Genomic DNA, 16,625 nt, shown 5'->3' with positions numbered 1-16,625 from the left:
AGAACGGTCTTGCCCACGCCGGCGCCGCCGAACAGGCCGATCTTGCCGCCGCGGGCATACGGTGCCAGCAGGTCGATGACCTTGATGCCGGTCTCCAGAATTTCGGTGGTGGGGCTTTGTTTATCAAACGCCGGCGGGTCCCGGTGAATGGACCACTTTTCGGTGGCGTTGACGGGGCCCTTCTCGTCGATGGCTTCGCCCAAGACGTTGAACATGCGGCCCAGCGTGGCTTCGCCCACCGGCGTTTCGATGGTGTGGCCGGTGGCGATGACTTCGTCACCGCGGCCCAGACCCTCGCCGGGCGAAAGCAGGATGCAGCGCACGGCGCCATGGCCTACCTGACGGGCCACTTCCATCACACGGCGCTCTCCGTCTTTCTCGACGGCCAGCTCCTCGTTGATCTGCGGCAGGCAGCCTTCGTCGAACTGAACGTCCACGACGGGGCCCAACACCTGTGCGATCACACCTTTGTGTTGCATAGCAGTCTTTCCTTTCTCTATCGTTGTCCGGTCCAATGCCGGAAGTTACAGGTCAGCTTCTTCTTCGTCGTCCCAGTCATCGTCCCAATCGTCGCCGGTATTCTGGGCGCCGCCCACGATCTCGGTGATCTCCTGCGTGATGGCGGACTGCCGCGCCCGGTTGTACTGCAGCGACAGTTCTTTCAGCAGGGTCCGGGCATTGTCGGTGGCGGTGTCCATGGCAGTCATACGGGCGTTCTGCTCGGAGCAGAAGGATTCCACCAGCGCGCCGAAGAGAAGCCCTTTCAGATAGGACGGCACGATGTGGTTGAGCACGTGGTTGGGGGACGGCACGTAGGTCACTACGTGGCGCTCACTGCCGTCGGCGCTGCGGCGGGGCGTCCAAGGGAAGGCCTCCCGGTCCAGCGGCAGCAGCTTGATGATCTTGGGTTCCATCGCCATGGGGCTGACCATCTCGGTGTAGACCACGTAGACCTCATCCAGATGTCCTTTGCGGAACAGCTCGATGAAGGTCTCGCCAATCTCCCGGGCACGGTAAACCGTGGGGTCCTGTGCGGTGTACATGAACTCGCCGTCCACCGGCACGCCCCGATGATGGAAGTAGTTACGGCCTGCCTGCCCGATCAAAAACAGCGTGGGGTCGCTCTCGTGCTGAAGGCGTTCGTCCACCAGCCGCAGCACGTTGTGGTTGTAAGCACCTGCCAGACCCTTATCGCCGGTGATGACGATATACCCCACTTTGTGGGGTCGGCCGGGCCGGGTGTCGAAGTAGATATGCTCCACGCCCTCGGTGCGGTGCAGAATGTCCGAGATCGTCCGGGTGACCTTCTCGAAGTAAGGCTGCACGTCGTTGAGCTGACGGCGAGCCTTGCGCAGTTTGGAGGAGGAGATCAGGTACATAGCGTTGGTGATCTTCAGGGTCTGCTGCACACTGTCGATGTGGGTGCGGATCTCCTTTATGCTTTCCATGTGGCGCTCACCTGCTCTTTGTAGCTTTGCAGCGTGGTGCGGATCTGCTCGGTGGCGGCGCCGGACAGCGCCCCCGTTTCATCGATTTCCTGCACAAGGGCGGACTGTTCCCGCTCCAGCAGGTCCACAAAGTCCTGTGCAAAGCCGGAAACTTTGTCCAGCGGCACGTCGGACAGAAGGCCCGCCGTGGCGATGTACAGGATGATGGCCTGACGGCTTACCGACATGGGCGCGCAGAGCGGCTGACGCAGCAGCGTCATCATCCGCTTACCGTGATCCAGCGCCTGCCGGGTCTCGGGGTCCAGATCGGAGCTGAACTGGGTAAAGACTTCCAACTCGCGGTAGCGGGCCAGATCGATACGCAGCGTACCGGCGGTCTTTTTGATGGCCCGGGTCTGGGCAGCGCCGCCAACACGGGACACCGACAGACCCACGTTGACAGCCGGACGCTGGCCCGAGAAGAAGAGTCCGCTTTCCAGATAGATCTGACCGTCGGTGATGGAAATAACGTTGGTGGGGATGTAGGCCGAAACGTCGCCGGCCTGCGTTTCTACGATGGGCAGCGCTGTCATGGAGCCGCCGCCGTATTCCTTGGTCAGGCGGCAGGCACGCTCCAACAGGCGGGAATGCAGATAGAATACGTCGCCGGGATAGGCTTCACGGCCGGGGGAGCGGCGCAGCAGCAGGGACAGGGTCCGGTAGGCCACTGCGTGCTTGGACAGGTCATCGTAGACGATGAGCACATCCTTGCCCTTGGACATGAAGTATTCACCCATGGCCGCGCCCGCATAGGGGGCGATGTACTGCATCGGCGCGCCTTCGCCCGCGGGGGCAGACACGATGATGCTGTATGCCATGGCGCCGTGCTTTTTCAGGGTCTCCCGCAGGCGGGCGACGGTGGATGCCTTCTGGCCGATGGCCACGTAGATGCAGATCATATCCTGCCCCTTCTGGTTCAGGATGGCATCCACGGCGATGGAAGTTTTACCGGTCTGGCGGTCACCGATGATCAATTCGCGCTGGCCGCGGCCGATGGGCACCATAGCGTCGATGGCCAGAATGCCGGTCTGCATGGGCTGGGTAACGGGTTCACGGCTGACCACGCCGGGGGCCTCATGTTCGATGGGGCGGGTCTCGGTGCAGTCGATGGGACCCAGACCGTCGATGGGACGGCCCAGCGCATCCACCGTGCGGCCGATCAGCGCTTCACCCACCGGCACATCGGCGGGACGGCCGGTGCGGCGCACCAAGCTGCCCTCGGTCAGACCCTCGGCAGAGCCCATCAGCACCACGCCGGTGCGCTTGCGGCGCAGGTCCAGAATCAGACCGGCGGTGCCGTTCTCGAACTCAACGCGCTCGCCGTAGACGGCGTGGCGCAGGCCGCTGACGTTGGCGATGCCGTCGCCGATCTCCAGCACGCGGCCGGTCTCGGTGGCCATGGGATCGCCGGCGCTGCCGGACAAGGCTTCCTTCATCTGGGCGGCCAACTGGTCCACCGATTCCTCGGCGGGGGCATCCTTCATGCCCCGGGCCAGACGGTCCAAACGGCCCTTGACGCTGCGGTCATAGGTCACGCCGTCCACGTCCAGCACAAAGCCGCCCAGCAGGCTGGGGTCGATCTTGATCTGCAGCACCGCGTTCTGGACGCCCCGCAGCTTACAGACCGCCTTGCGCACGGCCTCCTGCGTGGCTTCATCCGGCTGCCGGGCACAGGTCACGACGCAGTTCACGCCCCCCTGTGCGGCCAGCGCCAGACGGGAAAACTCGGGCAGAATCTCGGGCAGGGCCTCCAGATGGCCCTCTTCCAACAGAAGCTGCAGGAAGGCTTTCAGGGCATCCTGTCCATCCAACTGGGGCGCACCGGCCAGCAGCTCTTTCTTTTCGGGTTCAGTGGCGGCGGGGCTCACCAGCACGTTCCAGTGCTTCGTATCCGCCATCAGGGCTTCGGCGGCAGCGCGCACGGCCCCTGCGTCGCCCTGCACAGCCCCAAACAGGGCTGCGGCGTAACGCTCGGTCGCTTCGCTCATGCCTGCTCACCCACCTTTGCCAAAAATTCTTCCGCCAAGGCGCGGTCAGAGTCGGTGTCCAGCCGCTTGCCGGCTACCTCGCTGGCAGCCAAGACGGCCAGATGGGCCACCTCGCCCCGGGCAGAACGCAGCATCTCGCTGCGCTCCGCCGCAATGCGGGCCTCGGCTTCCGCCGCAGTCTGCTTGGCATCGGCTTCCGCCTGCGCCATACGCTGGGCGTAGGCTTCGTCGGCACGGCGCTTGGCATCCGCCACCAGATCGGCGGCCTCCTGCCGGGCACCGGCCAGCTTGGATTCATATTCTTCCTTGGTCTTTTTGGCTTCAGCGTTCTGCTGCTCGGCCTCCGAGACTTGGGTGCGGATCAATTCTTCCCGCTGTTCCAGCACGGCATTGATGCGCCCAAACAGGAATTTGCGGAAAAAGAAGTACAAAATCAACAGGTTGACGATGGTAAAAAAGATCGTCCACGGCTGGAATTCCAGCATTGGGGCACACCTCCTTTTTAACCTACGAAGATGATGATCAGCGCGGTGATGAAGCCGAAGATGGCCGTACCTTCTGCCATGGCACAGCCCAGCAGCAGGGTGCTGTTGATCTTGCCGGAAGCTTCGGGCTGACGGGCGATGGCATCACTGGCATGACCGGTGGCGATGCCGATGCCGATGCCGGCGCCAAAACCGGTGAGAACTGCGAGACCTGCGGCGATGATTCCGATAGACATAGTAGTTTCCTCCTGATAGTGAGTTCAATGGGCGCGGCGGCGCCGCGCGGGTGGGACGGGGCTTACTCTTCTTCCTTAATGCCCTCGCCTGCGAACAGAGCGGTCAAAAATACAAAGACAATCGTCTGGATCAGGCCGTCGAACAGATCAAAGTAGATGCAGAAGACGGCGGGCACCACGGCGGGCACCAGATACTTGATGATCTCCATGATGATGAAAGCACCCAAAACGTTGCCGAACAGTCGCATGCACAGCGCCAGAGGACGAATGGCGATTTCCATCAGGTTGATGGGGACCAAAACGGGGATGGGCTCGGCGAACCGCTTCATACCGCCGCGCAGACCGTTATACCGGAACTGTGCGCCGTAGATCAGCACCAAACTCATGAGCGCCAGTGCGGCGGTCACGCTGACGTCCTTGGTGGGGGGCGTCAGGCCGAAAATGCTGATGATGTTGGCCAAACCGATGTAGAGCGCCACGCTGCCCAAGTAGGGGGCAAAGGGACGCCAGTGCGGACCGATGGTCTGCTTGACGAACCCGTTCAAAAACTCCACGGCGGACTCCAGCACCACCTGCACCTTACCGGGGTCGCGCACCTTCAAATTGCGCGTAGCCAGCAAGGTCACAATGATCCAGAACGCCATGATAATCCAGGTTACCAACACCGCCGAGCTGATGGGGATGCCCCCCAGCACCGGAATGGTAAAGGCGGTTTCGTTGGCCAAGGCATCGACCAAAGCTTCTTTAAAACCTTCCAAACATGCTCACCTCTTTTTCGCACCTATCTTACGCCGGAGCGGACACAATGGTAAGTCTTACGAAAATAAAAAAAACGAAACCGTACAAAGCCACGCATTTGTCTGCCCCAAAGCGGAGAAACTTTGTGCAAGATTGACGATTGTGTGTGAAGGTGGTATCATAACCGCAGAAACTGCCGGCATTTGGCGGCCAAGGGGGAAAGGACGGCGCGTTATGCAGAAGCGAAACACCGGTCATACCGTTTACCAGCAGATCCGCCGGGTGTCGGTGCTGGGCATTCTGGTGGCGATGGTGCTGGCCACCGGGGCCGGGCTGTGGCTGAATCTGGCTCAGGAACGCCGCATCCGGGACGATACCCTGACCGCCGCCGTACAGGCGGTATCCCACACGCTGACCATTGCCGACGAGGACGATGCACAGCGCATTGAAGAGTACGTGGACCGCACCGTTCACGGTTTGGATGGTATCGACCTGTTTGCCATCTACCACGCCGACGGTACCCCCGCCTATTTCTGCGATGTAACCTCCGGGCAGAGCAGCATTGAGATGCTGAGCCCGCTGGATGAAACCTTGCGCCAGCAACTGACCGCTGTGGACAATCCCCTGCTGGACGATTCGCAGGCCCCGCTGGGCGCCGACTACTGTGCTTATGCCGCCATCCACCGCCCCGACGGCACGGTGAAAGGCTATGTGATGGCCGGGCTTTACCTGCGGTCCATCCGCAATACCGGCCTGCACACGCTGGGGGTCTATCTGCTCATCGGCATTGCGGCGCTGAGCGTAGGGACCTTTTTAAGCCTGCGGCTGGCCCAGCGCATCAAGAGCGATCTGCTGGGCTATGAACCGGACGCCTTCCGAGATCTGTTTTTGCGCCGGATGGAACTGCTGGACGCGCTGGACGAAGGACTGCTGGCCATCGACCGGGAGGAGCACATCATCTATCTGAATCAGGCGGCGGCGGAGATGCTTTCCTTTGACAAAAACGCCGTAATTGGCAAGACGCTGTCGCAGGTTTATCCCCAGTCCACCATCCCCCGGGTGATGCGCACCGAGAAGCCGGAATACAACATCAGTCTGGAATCGCTGCATCATGTGCGCATTCTATCGGACCGGATGCCGGTACGCCGGAGCGGCCAGATCGTAGGGGCGGTGGCGATCTTCCGCAACCGTACCGAAGTCGCCAATCTAGCCCGGGAGCTCACCGGCGTGCAGCACATTGTGGAGGCCATGCGCGCCTACACCCACGAGTTCATGAACAAGCTCCATGTGATTTTGGGACTGCTGCAGTTGGGAGAGGCCCAGCGGGCCGAGGAATATGTCTTGCAGTTGACCCAGACCCGGGCCATGTCGGTGGAGCGGATCTCCCAGCGGATCGCCGAGCCGTCGGTGGCGGCGCTGCTCATCGGCAAAAGCTGCCGGGCGGCAGAACTGGGGGTACGGCTGACGCTGGACCCGGAAAGCCATCTGAGCGCCGACACCCACTATCTGCCCGCCTCGGGCCTAATCACCGTGCTGGGCAACCTGATCGAAAATGCCTTCGACGCCTTTGCCAACGCCCCCACCGACACGCTGCATGAAGTGGCGGTCTCGGTACGGGAGAGTGAGCGGGGGCTGATCCTCAGCGTGGACGACAACGCCTGCGGTATGCCGGCGGAAGTGCGGGAGCACATCTTTGAGCGGGGCAGCACGTCCAAAGGGGAAGGCCACGGCACCGGATTGTTCCTTGTGAAGAGCGTGGTGGACACCTACCACGGCGAGATCCGGGTGGAATCCACCCAAGGGGTGGGCAGTTCCTTCATCATCACATTCCGGCCGCCGGAGAATCCCACGGCCGAAGGAAAGGGGTAACAGGGATGTACCGTGTTGTCATTGTGGAAGACGACCCGATGATTACCGAACTCAACCGCCGGTATACCGAGCGGGATGGCCGCTTTGTGGTGGCCCAAACCTTCAACCAGCCCCGGCGTGCGCTGGACTGGCTGCGGCAAAACGCCGCCGATTTGGTGATTTTGGATTTTTATATGCCCCAGATGAACGGGCTGGAACTGCTGCGGGCCATCCGCGGCGCCGGGGTGGAGGCGGATGTCATTATGATCACCGCCGCCAACGACGCCGCCACCGTGGAAGCTCTGACCCGGCTGGGCGTGGTGGATTATCTGGTCAAGCCCTTCGCCTACGACCGGTTCTGCCGGGCGTTGGATGCCTTCTGCCAGCGGCGCAGCGCCATCCGGGGCGGCAGCTTGGACCAGAGCGCGCTGGACCACCTGATGCACGCCGCGCCCCCTGCCCCCACCACCTTGCCCAAGGGCATGCAGCCCCAAACGCAGGAGCGGGTGCTGGCCTGTATGCGGGCTGCCCCGGATCAGGCCTACACCTGCGAGGAGATTGCCGCGGCGTCGGGTCTGTCGGTGGTGACGGTACGGCGCTACATGGGGTATCTGGCCCAGCAGGGACAGGTCACCGGCGACATGAATTACGGCACCGGCGGTCGGCCTTGTTTGGTCTATCGGCTGGTCACCTGACAACAACAACCGCCGCCCTTTGGCTGGGGCGGCGGTTGACTTTTGTCTTTTCTGGTTTTATACTGACTCTTGTACGTTGTTTTTTTCGCCGGGGCTGGGACCTGCTGGGGCAGGGCCTGCCCCGCGTTGTGTTGTGGGAAAAGATGTTCTTTCATGTCTAGCGCCCAAGCTGCGGCGGTGCGTTCCTTTGGAAAATTCTCGGCATCGTCGCTCTCCTCCAGCGTGGTGGATCTGGCCGCCTTCTCGGCACTCTGCGGCCTGCTGTCCCCCACCTTGTCCGCCGGTCTTGCCATTGTGGCTGCCACGATTTTGGCCCGGATCTGTTCGTCGCTGTGCAACTACCTGTTGAACTATTTTTTGGTCTTTCACAGCCACGCCACCCATGGAAAATCCGCCAGCCTCTACACCGTCATCACGGTGCTGAAAACGCTGGCCAGCGCCTTGCTGGTCGCGGCTTTGGCCGGCTGGCTACCCGACAGTGTCCCCGAATTGGCCGCCAAGATCCCCGTGGATGTAGCGCTTTTCTTTGTGAACTACCGGCTGCAAAAAGCCTTTGTGTATTGAGCAAGAAGAATAACGCCCGGTGCATAGCACCGGGCGTTTGTTCCTTTTAGGGGATTTCCTCCGCCGGGATGTAGGCGGCATGGGCCAGCAGGGCGATCATCTCTTCTCGGGTCTCGTAGCCGGTCTCGGGTACCAGCGTCACATCGTAGTAGGCCATAGGTAGACCGTTTTGCTCCATCACCTGCTTGAGGGTGTGCAGCACCGTTTCTAGTTCCGGCAGTTTCACGGGGCGGCTCGCCTCCTTTCGGGTGGGATTTCAGGCGCCTTACAATGTATCAGTGGCGACAAGCCCCTGAATGTTACAAGGTTTGGCAAAAAAAGTTCCCGAACCTTTCGGTCCGGGAAACGGCGTGTTATAAAATCCAGTTGAGCACCAACAGCAGTACCAGCATACCCACGTTGCAGACGGTGAACCAAACCAGATAGCTGTTGCGCCGTTCGGGGCTGTTCTGGGCCACCATCTTGTAGGAGATGAGGCTGGCCATCGAGGCGATGAGGGTACCCAAGCCCCCCAGATTGCAGCCCACGATCAAATCCCGCCATTGGTCGGTAAAGCCGGAGAGCAGCAGCGCCGCGGGCACATTGCTGATGACCTGACTGGCCAGCACCGACACCAGAACCACGTGGCCTTCCAGCACCGAGGCCAGAAACTCCCGGAACCAGACCACGTCTCCCAGATTGCCGATGAACAGGAAAAAGGCGATAAAGGTCCCCAGCAGAGCGTAGTCCACCGAAGCCAAGACCTGACGGTCATAGAACAGCAGTACCGCCGCCACCACCGCTGCCACCGCCAAGGGGGGCAGCACGTCAAAGATCGCCAACAGGCAAAGACCGAACCCGGCGGCATATACCCCCAGCGTAGCCGGCCCGGCCAGCTTGCTTTGGACCGGGGCGGCCTGCACGGGCACCGAGTCGCACCGCAGAATCAGCAGCGCCAGACAGAGGGCGGACACCGCCGCGTAAGGCAGTACCAGCAGCACAAACTTCCCAAAAGACAGGCCGGATTTTGTGTAGAGATACAGATTTTGGGGGTTGCCCATGGGGGTGAGCATACTGCCCAAGTTGGCTGCCACCGTCTGCAGTACCACCAAGGGCACCACCAGCCAATCCTGCTCGGCCATATGCAGCACGATGAGGGCGAAGGGCACAAAGGTGATCAGCGACACATCGTTGGTAATGACCATGCTGCAAAAGAAGGGCAGGAACACCAACGCGAACAGCATTTTGCGGGTGGTATCGGTACGGCGCAGCAGGCAGTTGCCCAGCCAGACAAACAGCCCTGCTTTCTGGAAGCCTTTCATCACCGCCATCAAGCTGAACAGCATGGCCAGTGTGTTCCAGTCGATATACCCGGCGTAGGCCGCGCTGGGTGGATTGATGCACATGGACACCACCGCCAGCACCGCCGCGATACACAGCACCGTTTCTTTTTTAAAAAAGGCCACGCAGCGCTGGCCCCATCCGCTTTTCATCTTCCCATTCCCCATTTCCTCAATTTCCTACGGTATTATAGAAAACCCGCGGCTTGGTGTCAATTCTCATTTTACACAAAACAACCCGCCGGGCACAAAGGCCCGACGGGCGGGGAGGCAGAAACGCTTATTCAGCCGGAGGTACGTTGATCTCCATATCGCTCTGGGGATAGGTCACGCAGGGGTGGATTCCACCGAATTTGCGGTCCGCCAGACGGCGGCCATCCCGGCCTTCGGCCACGGTGTATTCCCCGGCCAGCCACTGGCTGTGGCAGTAACCGCAGCCGCCGGCACGGCACTTGTTGGGGGCGGGGATGCCGGCCCGCTCCATGGCGGCCAGCAGGGTCTCGTCCTCTCGGGCGGGGATGTTCCAAACCTTGTCCCGGATATGGACAGTCAGGCTAAAGGTGCGGGGATTTTCCACCGCACGGTTGCCGCAGCAGGCGGCGTCCCGGCGCACAGCCTTGCGGGGCAGGGCGAAAGGCTCCAGTTCCTTGCCCACAAATTCATACATAGCCGCCGGGCCACAGAGGAAGAACGTCACGTCAGGGATGGACAGATACCGGCTGAGCAGGGCGGCGGTCACAAACCCATGTTCGTAGCCTTCGCGGGTCTCATCGCTGAGCAGATAGACCACCTTGATGGCGCCCTCCGCAGCCAGCGCATCCAGCTCTGCCTTATACGCCAGATGGGCTTCGTCCCGGGCGCCGTAGAAGAGGATCATCTCATAGGATTCGTCCCCTTCCTTGCGGCTTTTTGCCATGGAGAGGAAGGGCGTGATGCCGCTGCCGCCCGCGATGCAGGCGATTTGGGGTTTATCCCGCAGCGTTTCGTAGTGGAACTCGCCGGCCGGTTCGGTCATGAGGAAGCGGTCCCCCACCTTGACTTCCCGGTTGAGATAGCCCGAGAAGAAACCGGCGTTCTCCACCCCCAGCGTCAGCTTGTTTTCCAGTGCTTCCCGGGGGCTGGAGGAGATGGAGTAGGGGCGGCTGACCACGCTGTCCGCCACGGTTCCCTGCAGCGATACATACTGTCCGGCCCGGAAGAAGGGGAAGGCGTCGGCATCGGTGCGGCGGAAGGTCAGTTCCGTCATGCCGTCGGTGAGGGGGCGCAGCGCGGTCACTTCCACCTGCATGCGGCCGGGATGCAGCGCTTTGGCCAGTTCATTGACCCGATACCGTTTGGGCAGCGGCGTGTCGGTGCCGGAGGCCAGTGCCTTGCGGCGGTTGGGCACCAGCTCCTTGAAGCGGAGCATGTCCATAAATCCAAAGATTTGTTTCTGGAATTTCATATCACTGCGCCTCCTTTTTGAGATCGCCCACAGTCTGACGGCCGGAAATATCCCCCGACACATAGGCACTGGAATACCCGCTGGAACGCATGGCATAACCGCCCGCAAAACGCAGGCCGGGGTGCAGGGCCGCGTCCTCTTTCATCATCATCAGGCGGGGCATCAGTGCGTCCCAGTCAGCGGCTTCGTAGCCGTAGATGACACCCTGCGGATGGCCGCAGTACCGGGCATAGGTGGTGAGGGACGCCACGGCGATTTCCTCGATGGCATCGCGGATTTTGCAGCCTGTCTCCCGCTCAAAGACCCGGATCATATCCTCGGCCACACGGTCCTTGGCCTTGAAGTAATCGGTTTCGGTTACGTTACCCCAGTCATCGGACATGAACATGGTGGTAAAGTACATCATGCAGGTGCCTTCCGGGGAGCATTCGGGGTAGGCATTGTTCAGGCAGACCGTGGCTTGCACATGGTTGGTTTCCACCTTGCGCATCATGTCATACTGCTTGACCGAGTCGGCGGTGTCATAGATAAAGTAGTTATGGCTCTGGATGCCCAGCTCCTGTGCCGACTTGTTAAGCCCCAAAAACAGGGTAAAGCCCCGGCCCGCAAAGGTACGGGCATTGGTAGCCCGAATCTGCGCTTCGGTGACGGACTTCTGGTCCAGCATTTTGCCGAACACCAGATGGGGCGAACAGTTGGCGATGACGTGCCGGGTTTCGATGACGGTGCCATCGGTGAGGCGTACCCCTCGGATCGCCCCGGACGCTTCGGTCAAGATCTGCTCTGCCTCCGAATGGTACCAGATCTCCCCGCCCAGTTCCCGGATGCGGCTGTCCATCGCCATGCTGATTTCGTGGGAGCGCATCTTAGGCATCCAAGCGTCCCGGGTGATGTAGCGGATGACCATGGACCCGTAGTGCAGGAAGCTCATACGGTCGCAGTCCACGCCCAGATAGCACCAGTAAGCGTTAAGGATGTCCTGTGCCGCCTTGGGCATTTTGAGGGCATCCAGCACCTGATTGACGGAATAGCTGCCCGCCTTGACGAAGTTGGGGAAGTTGGACTTCATATACCCGGAGTCGGTGTTGCCGTTCACCGAGTTGGAATAGGTCTGGGCGGCGCGCACTTCTTCGCACAGTTCAAAGAAGGCGATCATGGACGGCCGGGACCCGGGCACGTACTCCTCCATCTTATTGATGAAAGCCTGCACGCCGAAGGGCATGATGCAGTCGTATTTTTTATCGGTGGTAATCAGGTGGTAGGCTTCGGGGATGCGCACCCGGTCGATCTTATCCTCCACGCCCAGATCCCGGAACAGGGTGCGGATGTCACCGGGGGCGTCGGGGGAACCGAAGTCGTTGAGTTCGTGCAGGCTGGCTTCAAACTCAAAGCGGCCCCGCTTGAAACTGGTGGCAAAGCCGCCGGGCAGGTTGTGTTTTTCCAGCAGCAGGCAGGAATAGCCCCCCTGCAGTACCCGGATGGCCGCGGTCAGGCCGCCGTTGCCGGCGCCGATGACCACCACGTCATAGCGTTTTGCGTCTTGCTGTTGCATACAGACCTCCTTATACGATCACTGGATCAGATTGCGGGAACGCTCCAGCCAGTATTGAAGCTGGGTGTCATTGGTAATGCCTTTGTAGTGGCGCAAGATCATGCAGTAATAGTCGGTCAGTTCCTGCTCGATCTCTTCCCGGGTGAGTTCGCAGTAACAGGTGGCCAGCATGACCCCCAACCCGTAACAGCGAAACTGCATCTGCCGGTGCATGGCCCGGGCCGTCTGGGCGGGCATCTCCAAATTCTGGGCCAGCAGGCGGACGGTTTCCTCACAGTTGATATCGTCCAGCAGCGTTTCGCCGGGGTCCCGGCGGCGCAGATAAACGAACCGGAAGAGTTCTTTTTCCTGCCGGGCAAAATTCAAAAAATGCCGTCCAAATTCCTTATAATTGCTGCACCGGAACTGCAGGTAGCGCTGCCGCACATAGAGCAGCAGTTCCGCCCGCAGTTGTTCGATGTTGGCAAACTCGTAATAGAGCGGCTGGGTAGAACAGCCCAGCCGGGCGGCAATGCTGCGCACCGTCAGCGCCTGCTCCCCTTTTTCCCGGATGACCTCCGCTGCCGCCTGCAGGATATCCTGCTTTTCCACCTGTTTGCTTCTTGGCATAGCCTCTCCTTTTTGTAACAGATGTTATTTTATAGTTTCATTGTACCACGTCTTGTTAAAAAAGCAGCAAAAATTTCGTTCATCGGGAAAATTTTCGGCCAATTTTACAAATAAAAAGGTCCCGGCACAGATGGCCGGGACTTCATCAAGATCGTTTAGGGCGTTTGGGTGCGGTAAGGGCATAGCTTTCGGCAACAAGCTGGAACACCTGCTCCCGGGTCATACTGTCGTTCAGAAGGATCCCGATCCAGTGGCGCTTGTTCATATGATAGGCAGGCACCACCGCCGGGTAGGTGCTTTTCCAGAAATCCCCCCAGCCCGGTTCCGCCTTGACGTTCATCCAAAGGCAGCCCTGATGTTCAAAAATCATGGCGAAGGATTTTTGGTTGCTTTTGTGGCGCATAACCGTCCAGTTGGGGTCATGGAAGGGGTAATCCTCCCATGCATCGGGCAGTTCCAGACAGAGGGCAATCGCTTCACGGCGGTCCATAGGCCAGCCTCCTCTCACAAGTCCAGCGCTTCGCCGCTGTGCAGGGGGCGCAGTTGGTCCCCCAGCATCTGCTGCAGCCGTTCCTGCGCCGGTTTCCCGGTACAATGCCCGGTGTAGAACTGGGTGTGGTATTGCCGCAGGGCGCGGCCGGTCTCCTCGATGACCTGCCATTCCGCCTCGGTGTAGGGGTCGGCCTGCTTCATATGGAAGCCGCTGATCACCACGTCGGGGTCAGCGCCGAAGAGCTGCCGGTACCGGTCCAGAATGTTGAGGATGCCGTTGTGGGCACAGCCGGACAGCAGGATGTGCCGCCCCTCTTGGGAAACGACCAAGCACTGCTCGTGGGAGAAGTCGTCCTGTACCCGGGTCCCGTCCGGCAGGGCCACCTGCAGCGCCCGGTTGCTCTGGGGCCAGAACCGCCGCCCCGTGATGCCGGTAAAGACAAACAGTTCCTCGTCCAACCGGCAGTCCCCGTCCAGCAGGCGGAGGTTGGGCAACTGCAAGATCCGCTTATCGATGCCGATGTATCGCTCGCCGTGGTAAAAGTCCCGCCCGGCCCCCCGCTGCATGTAGAGGGCGGCGGTGGGGGCCAGTTCCACCAGACGAAGCAGCCCGCCGGCATGGTCGTAATGGCCGTGGCTGAGTACCACAGTATCCACCCGGCCCAGATCCAGCCCCAACTGGGCGGCATTGTCGGCAAAGGCATCGGTGGCGCCGGTATCCAACAGCAGGGTATGCTGTTGGGTTTCAAGGTAGAGGCACAGGCCGTGTTCGTGGACACAACCCGGTGCCCCGGGGGTATTTTCCATCAGGGTGATGATCCGCATGGCAGGGGGCCTCCTTACGCTAGGCTTTGGTTGTAGTATAGCACAAACGGAACCAATACAAAAGGGCGGCGCAGCCCCTGCTGCACCGCCCCAAAGGGATATTGGGTTGGATTACTCCGCCACAGTCACCGAAGTGATGTGGGGGTTGGCACCCTCGTACCAGTAGAGGAAGCCCTCCGCGTTGATGGTCTGGCCCACCTGCAGGTTCTTCACCGCGGCGTACACGTCGGTGGTGTTGTCGCACAGGTAGCTCTCCACCGTGAAGGTGTAGGTCTGGCCGTTGTAAGAAACGTTGAAGTACAGGTCATCGCCGTCCTCACCGGAGCCATCGTAGTTGTACAGGAAAGCAGCCTCGTTGCCGTTGGCATCGGTGCTGGGTTCCACCGTCAGGCCCTGGAAGCTGACCTTCTCGTTCTGGTGGTCGGCCAGCTCCTCGGTGCCCAGCAGCTCGGTGACATCCAGCGGCTCGGCCACGAAGGTATCGGCGCCGTCCACAAATTCAAAGGTGCCGTCCATGATCTCCACTTCACCGCTCCACTCGCTCTTGTAGCCGGTGACGCGGATGCAGGTGCCTTCGGTCAGCTTTTCGTAATCTTCCTCGGAACAGGCCATATCATAGGTGAAGTAGGCGCCGTCCTGATCCTGCAGGTAGACCGTGGCCGTAGCCTGATCGGCGTACCAAGACTGCTTGGCCTGCACATAGGCCTCGATGGTGACCTCGGTATCCAGATCGGCAGCCATGTACTCCTCATAGCTCAGCACGGTACCGGCGGCAGCCTCCGAAGTGGCAGCCTCGGACTCGGCAGCGGGGGTAGCCTCCGGCTCGGTGGAAGCAGCTTCGCTGGAAGACGAAGTGCTGCCCGCGCAGGCAGCCAGCGAGCAGGCCATGCCCAGTGCCATCAGCACAGACAAAATCTTTTTCATGGTTCTTATCCTCCTTGATGGGCCGCATTCCGTTGCGGCCTTCCCGTTTATTATACCGCGCCTGCGGGGAAAATCAACCTTTTTTGCCCGGTTGCCGGCGGCGTTTGGCCACGGCCTGCCAAACCAGATAGGCCAAAATCAGCACCCAAGCGGCGGCAATGCCCCCCAGCAGTGCCACCGCCGTACCGGGCAGCGGACCTAAATCGGCCTTGCCCCCCGACGGGGAGACCGCATCCAGATGGTAGAGGGATTGGGTGTCGGCATATAGCGATTGGATATAGGCATCGTCCACCGTCTGACTGCGCCGCACCGACTTGGTCACATCCTCGATGAGCTGGCCCGCCGCATCCCGCAGGGAGGCCGAGCCGCTGAACACCGCCGTGACGAAGGTATCGTCCAGATGGTCCAGCAGCAGTTGCACGGCGTCCAGCTTGACCTGATAGTGGGTGTCCTTGTCTTCCCCGGCGCGGCTCAGATAGTCCTGATAGTCGGGGTTCTGCTGGGCTTTGGTGGTCACCGGCACATAGCCTTCTGTTTCGGAGTAGGCAATCTGCACCTCGTCGGTGAGCAGGTACTGGGCAAACAGCCAGGAGGCCAGCACCTCCTGCGGGTCTTCCTTATTGAAGATACAGACCGACGGTCCCTGCGAGATCATCTGGGGGTGGTCCGGGTCGAACTGGGGGATCATCCGCACCTCGGTGTCAAAGGACACCACTTCGTCGGCGGCAATGTCCATCAGCGGCGCGTCGCTGCCCATCCAAGTGGAACCGGCGGTGGAATCCACCGCAAAGACGCACTGTCCGGCGTTGAGGAAGTTGGCGGGATAACCGGAAATCTTAAAGGTGGAGAACGCCCCGTTGGCCGTGTGGGCGGCAATGCCTTCCAGCAGTTCGGTCGTCGTGTCGTTGAAGAGCTGGATGTCGCCGGTCTGGGTGGAATAGCCTGCCCCCTTCTGGCGCAGCATCTGGATCATCATGTTGTCGGTGGACTTGTACAGGAAGGGAATCAGCACCTTCTGCCCGTTGAGGCTGTAAACACCGTCCGCCCCCTTGGTGGCGGCTGCCGCCTCAGAGACTTCCCAGACAAAATCCCAGGTCAGCACGTCGGGGACTTCATACCCCAGCGCCTCCACAAAGTCCTTGTTGATGTAGCAAGCCTCGGTGGAGCGCATATAGGGGATGGCGTAGTAGGCCCCGCCCAAGCGGCATTCCTCCAAAAACTGGGGGACGATCTCCTCCTCGGTGGGGCCGTCGAACCGCAGTTCGCTGCCCCCCAAGCCGTACCGTTCATCGTCAAACAGGTCGTCCAGCGGGACCACCACGTTGTCACCGGTGAGATAGGTGGCAATGTGGTCGGGATAGGTGATGCAGACGTTGGGGGTGGTGCCGGGGGAGATGTTGGTGATGACGGCGTTGTAGA

General features: G+C 60.7%; 17 protein-coding genes and 1 pseudogene. 3 read left to right on the top strand and 15 right to left on the bottom strand.

The genetic code is table 11. The features are described 5' to 3' along the window. From Q0526_RS06225 to Q0526_RS06200, 6 genes and pseudogenes are all read right to left on the bottom strand, one after another. A pseudogene (locus Q0526_RS06225) lies at positions 1–479 on the bottom strand (F0F1 ATP synthase subunit beta); the annotation flags it as partial. Positions 480–524: 45 nt separating this feature from the next. Next, on the bottom strand, positions 525–1,448 hold the full coding sequence (gene atpG, locus Q0526_RS06220) for an ATP synthase F1 subunit gamma (RefSeq protein ID WP_298731655.1): 924 nt from the start codon (positions 1,446–1,448) through the stop codon (positions 525–527). Next, positions 1,436–3,475, bottom strand: coding sequence for a F0F1 ATP synthase subunit alpha (atpA, locus tag Q0526_RS06215; protein WP_298731654.1), 2,040 nt, complete (start codon positions 3,473–3,475; stop codon positions 1,436–1,438). Before atpA ends, atpG begins: the two co-directional genes overlap by 13 nt. Then, on the bottom strand, positions 3,472–3,960 hold the full coding sequence (gene atpF / locus Q0526_RS06210; protein WP_298731652.1) for a F0F1 ATP synthase subunit B: 489 nt from the start codon (positions 3,958–3,960) through the stop codon (positions 3,472–3,474). Before atpF ends, atpA begins: the two co-directional genes overlap by 4 nt. 17 nt (positions 3,961–3,977) lie before the next feature. Beyond that, positions 3,978–4,196, bottom strand: coding sequence for an ATP synthase F0 subunit C (atpE, locus tag Q0526_RS06205; protein ID WP_040917386.1), 219 nt, complete (start codon positions 4,194–4,196; stop codon positions 3,978–3,980). A 62-nt stretch (positions 4,197–4,258) separates the two neighbouring features. After that, positions 4,259–4,954: a F0F1 ATP synthase subunit A gene (locus Q0526_RS06200; protein ID WP_298731649.1), complete on the bottom strand. Its 696-nt coding sequence runs from the start codon at positions 4,952–4,954 to the stop codon at positions 4,259–4,261. Between the two features lie 214 nt (positions 4,955–5,168). On the opposite strand from Q0526_RS06200, the gene Q0526_RS06195 reads away from it, so the two are divergent. From Q0526_RS06195 to Q0526_RS06185, 3 genes are all read left to right on the top strand, one after another. Next, positions 5,169–6,803: an ATP-binding protein gene (locus tag Q0526_RS06195; protein WP_298731647.1), complete on the top strand. Its 1,635-nt coding sequence runs from the start codon at positions 5,169–5,171 to the stop codon at positions 6,801–6,803. Between the two features lie 5 nt (positions 6,804–6,808). Continuing rightward, positions 6,809–7,477: a response regulator gene (locus Q0526_RS06190; RefSeq protein ID WP_298731645.1), complete on the top strand. Its 669-nt coding sequence runs from the start codon at positions 6,809–6,811 to the stop codon at positions 7,475–7,477. Positions 7,478–7,630: 153 nt separating this feature from the next. Then, positions 7,631–8,041 (top strand): GtrA family protein, encoded by a 411-nt coding sequence (locus Q0526_RS06185; protein WP_298731643.1) that lies wholly within the window; start codon positions 7,631–7,633, stop codon positions 8,039–8,041. A 46-nt stretch (positions 8,042–8,087) separates the two neighbouring features. Here the strand turns inward: Q0526_RS06185 and Q0526_RS06180 are convergent, their stop codons facing one another. From Q0526_RS06180 to Q0526_RS06140, 9 genes are all read right to left on the bottom strand, one after another. Continuing rightward, on the bottom strand, positions 8,088–8,267 hold the full coding sequence (locus tag Q0526_RS06180) for a hypothetical protein (RefSeq protein WP_298731641.1): 180 nt from the start codon (positions 8,265–8,267) through the stop codon (positions 8,088–8,090). 127 nt (positions 8,268–8,394) lie between these two features. Beyond that, a complete protein-coding gene (locus tag Q0526_RS06175; protein ID WP_298731639.1) occupies positions 8,395–9,513 on the bottom strand; it encodes an SLC13 family permease in 1,119 nt (372 codons plus the stop codon). Between the two features lie 127 nt (positions 9,514–9,640). Continuing rightward, complete coding sequence (locus tag Q0526_RS06170) at positions 9,641–10,804, bottom strand: 2Fe-2S iron-sulfur cluster-binding protein (RefSeq protein WP_298731637.1); 1,164 nt, start codon at positions 10,802–10,804, stop codon at positions 9,641–9,643. A gap of 1 nt (position 10,805) precedes the next feature. Beyond that, positions 10,806–12,356, bottom strand: a complete 1,551-nt coding sequence (locus Q0526_RS06165; RefSeq protein ID WP_298731635.1) for an FAD-dependent oxidoreductase — start codon at positions 12,354–12,356, stop codon at positions 10,806–10,808. Positions 12,357–12,374: 18 nt separating this feature from the next. After that, positions 12,375–12,965 carry a TetR/AcrR family transcriptional regulator gene (locus Q0526_RS06160; RefSeq protein WP_298731633.1) on the bottom strand — a complete coding sequence of 197 codons (591 nt, stop codon included), beginning with the start codon at positions 12,963–12,965 and terminating at the stop codon, positions 12,375–12,377. 145 nt (positions 12,966–13,110) lie between these two features. Next, positions 13,111–13,455, bottom strand: a complete 345-nt coding sequence (locus Q0526_RS06155; RefSeq protein WP_298731631.1) for an MmcQ/YjbR family DNA-binding protein — start codon at positions 13,453–13,455, stop codon at positions 13,111–13,113. 14 nt (positions 13,456–13,469) lie between these two features. Beyond that, a complete protein-coding gene (locus Q0526_RS06150) occupies positions 13,470–14,282 on the bottom strand; it encodes an MBL fold metallo-hydrolase (RefSeq protein ID WP_298731629.1) in 813 nt (270 codons plus the stop codon). A gap of 111 nt (positions 14,283–14,393) precedes the next feature. Then, positions 14,394–15,206: a hypothetical protein gene (locus Q0526_RS06145; RefSeq protein WP_298731626.1), complete on the bottom strand. Its 813-nt coding sequence runs from the start codon at positions 15,204–15,206 to the stop codon at positions 14,394–14,396. A 73-nt stretch (positions 15,207–15,279) separates the two neighbouring features. Continuing rightward, positions 15,280–16,625 (bottom strand): extracellular solute-binding protein (locus Q0526_RS06140; protein WP_298731624.1); only part of this gene is annotated, 1,346 nt, incomplete at its 5' end.

It is taken from the genome of uncultured Subdoligranulum sp., from assembly GCF_937890665.1.
The sequence above is the reverse complement of the archived record's forward strand: the minus strand, read 5'-3'. Positions and strand labels throughout refer to the sequence as shown.

Coding starts and splice junctions, on each gene's coding strand:
- Q0526_RS06185 (WP_298731643.1), top strand. CDS start 7,631: ATGTCTAGCGCCCAAGCTGCGGCGGTGCGTTCCTTTGGAAAATTCTCG.
- Q0526_RS06155 (WP_298731631.1), bottom strand. CDS start 13,455: ATGGACCGCCGTGAAGCGATTGCCCTCTGTCTGGAACTGCCCGATGCA.
- Q0526_RS06165 (WP_298731635.1), bottom strand. CDS start 12,356: ATGCAACAGCAAGACGCAAAACGCTATGACGTGGTGGTCATCGGCGCC.
- atpA (WP_298731654.1), bottom strand. CDS start 3,475: ATGAGCGAAGCGACCGAGCGTTACGCCGCAGCCCTGTTTGGGGCTGTG.
- atpE (WP_040917386.1), bottom strand. CDS start 4,196: ATGTCTATCGGAATCATCGCCGCAGGTCTCGCAGTTCTCACCGGTTTT.
- Q0526_RS06195 (WP_298731647.1), top strand. CDS start 5,169: ATGCAGAAGCGAAACACCGGTCATACCGTTTACCAGCAGATCCGCCGG.
- Q0526_RS06160 (WP_298731633.1), bottom strand. CDS start 12,965: ATGCCAAGAAGCAAACAGGTGGAAAAGCAGGATATCCTGCAGGCGGCA.
- Q0526_RS06190 (WP_298731645.1), top strand. CDS start 6,809: ATGTACCGTGTTGTCATTGTGGAAGACGACCCGATGATTACCGAACTC.
- Q0526_RS06175 (WP_298731639.1), bottom strand. CDS start 9,513: ATGAAAAGCGGATGGGGCCAGCGCTGCGTGGCCTTTTTTAAAAAAGAA.
- atpF (WP_298731652.1), bottom strand. CDS start 3,960: ATGCTGGAATTCCAGCCGTGGACGATCTTTTTTACCATCGTCAACCTG.
- Q0526_RS06170 (WP_298731637.1), bottom strand. CDS start 10,804: ATGAAATTCCAGAAACAAATCTTTGGATTTATGGACATGCTCCGCTTC.
- Q0526_RS06150 (WP_298731629.1), bottom strand. CDS start 14,282: ATGCGGATCATCACCCTGATGGAAAATACCCCCGGGGCACCGGGTTGT.
- atpG (WP_298731655.1), bottom strand. CDS start 1,448: ATGGAAAGCATAAAGGAGATCCGCACCCACATCGACAGTGTGCAGCAG.
- Q0526_RS06145 (WP_298731626.1), bottom strand. CDS start 15,206: ATGAAAAAGATTTTGTCTGTGCTGATGGCACTGGGCATGGCCTGCTCG.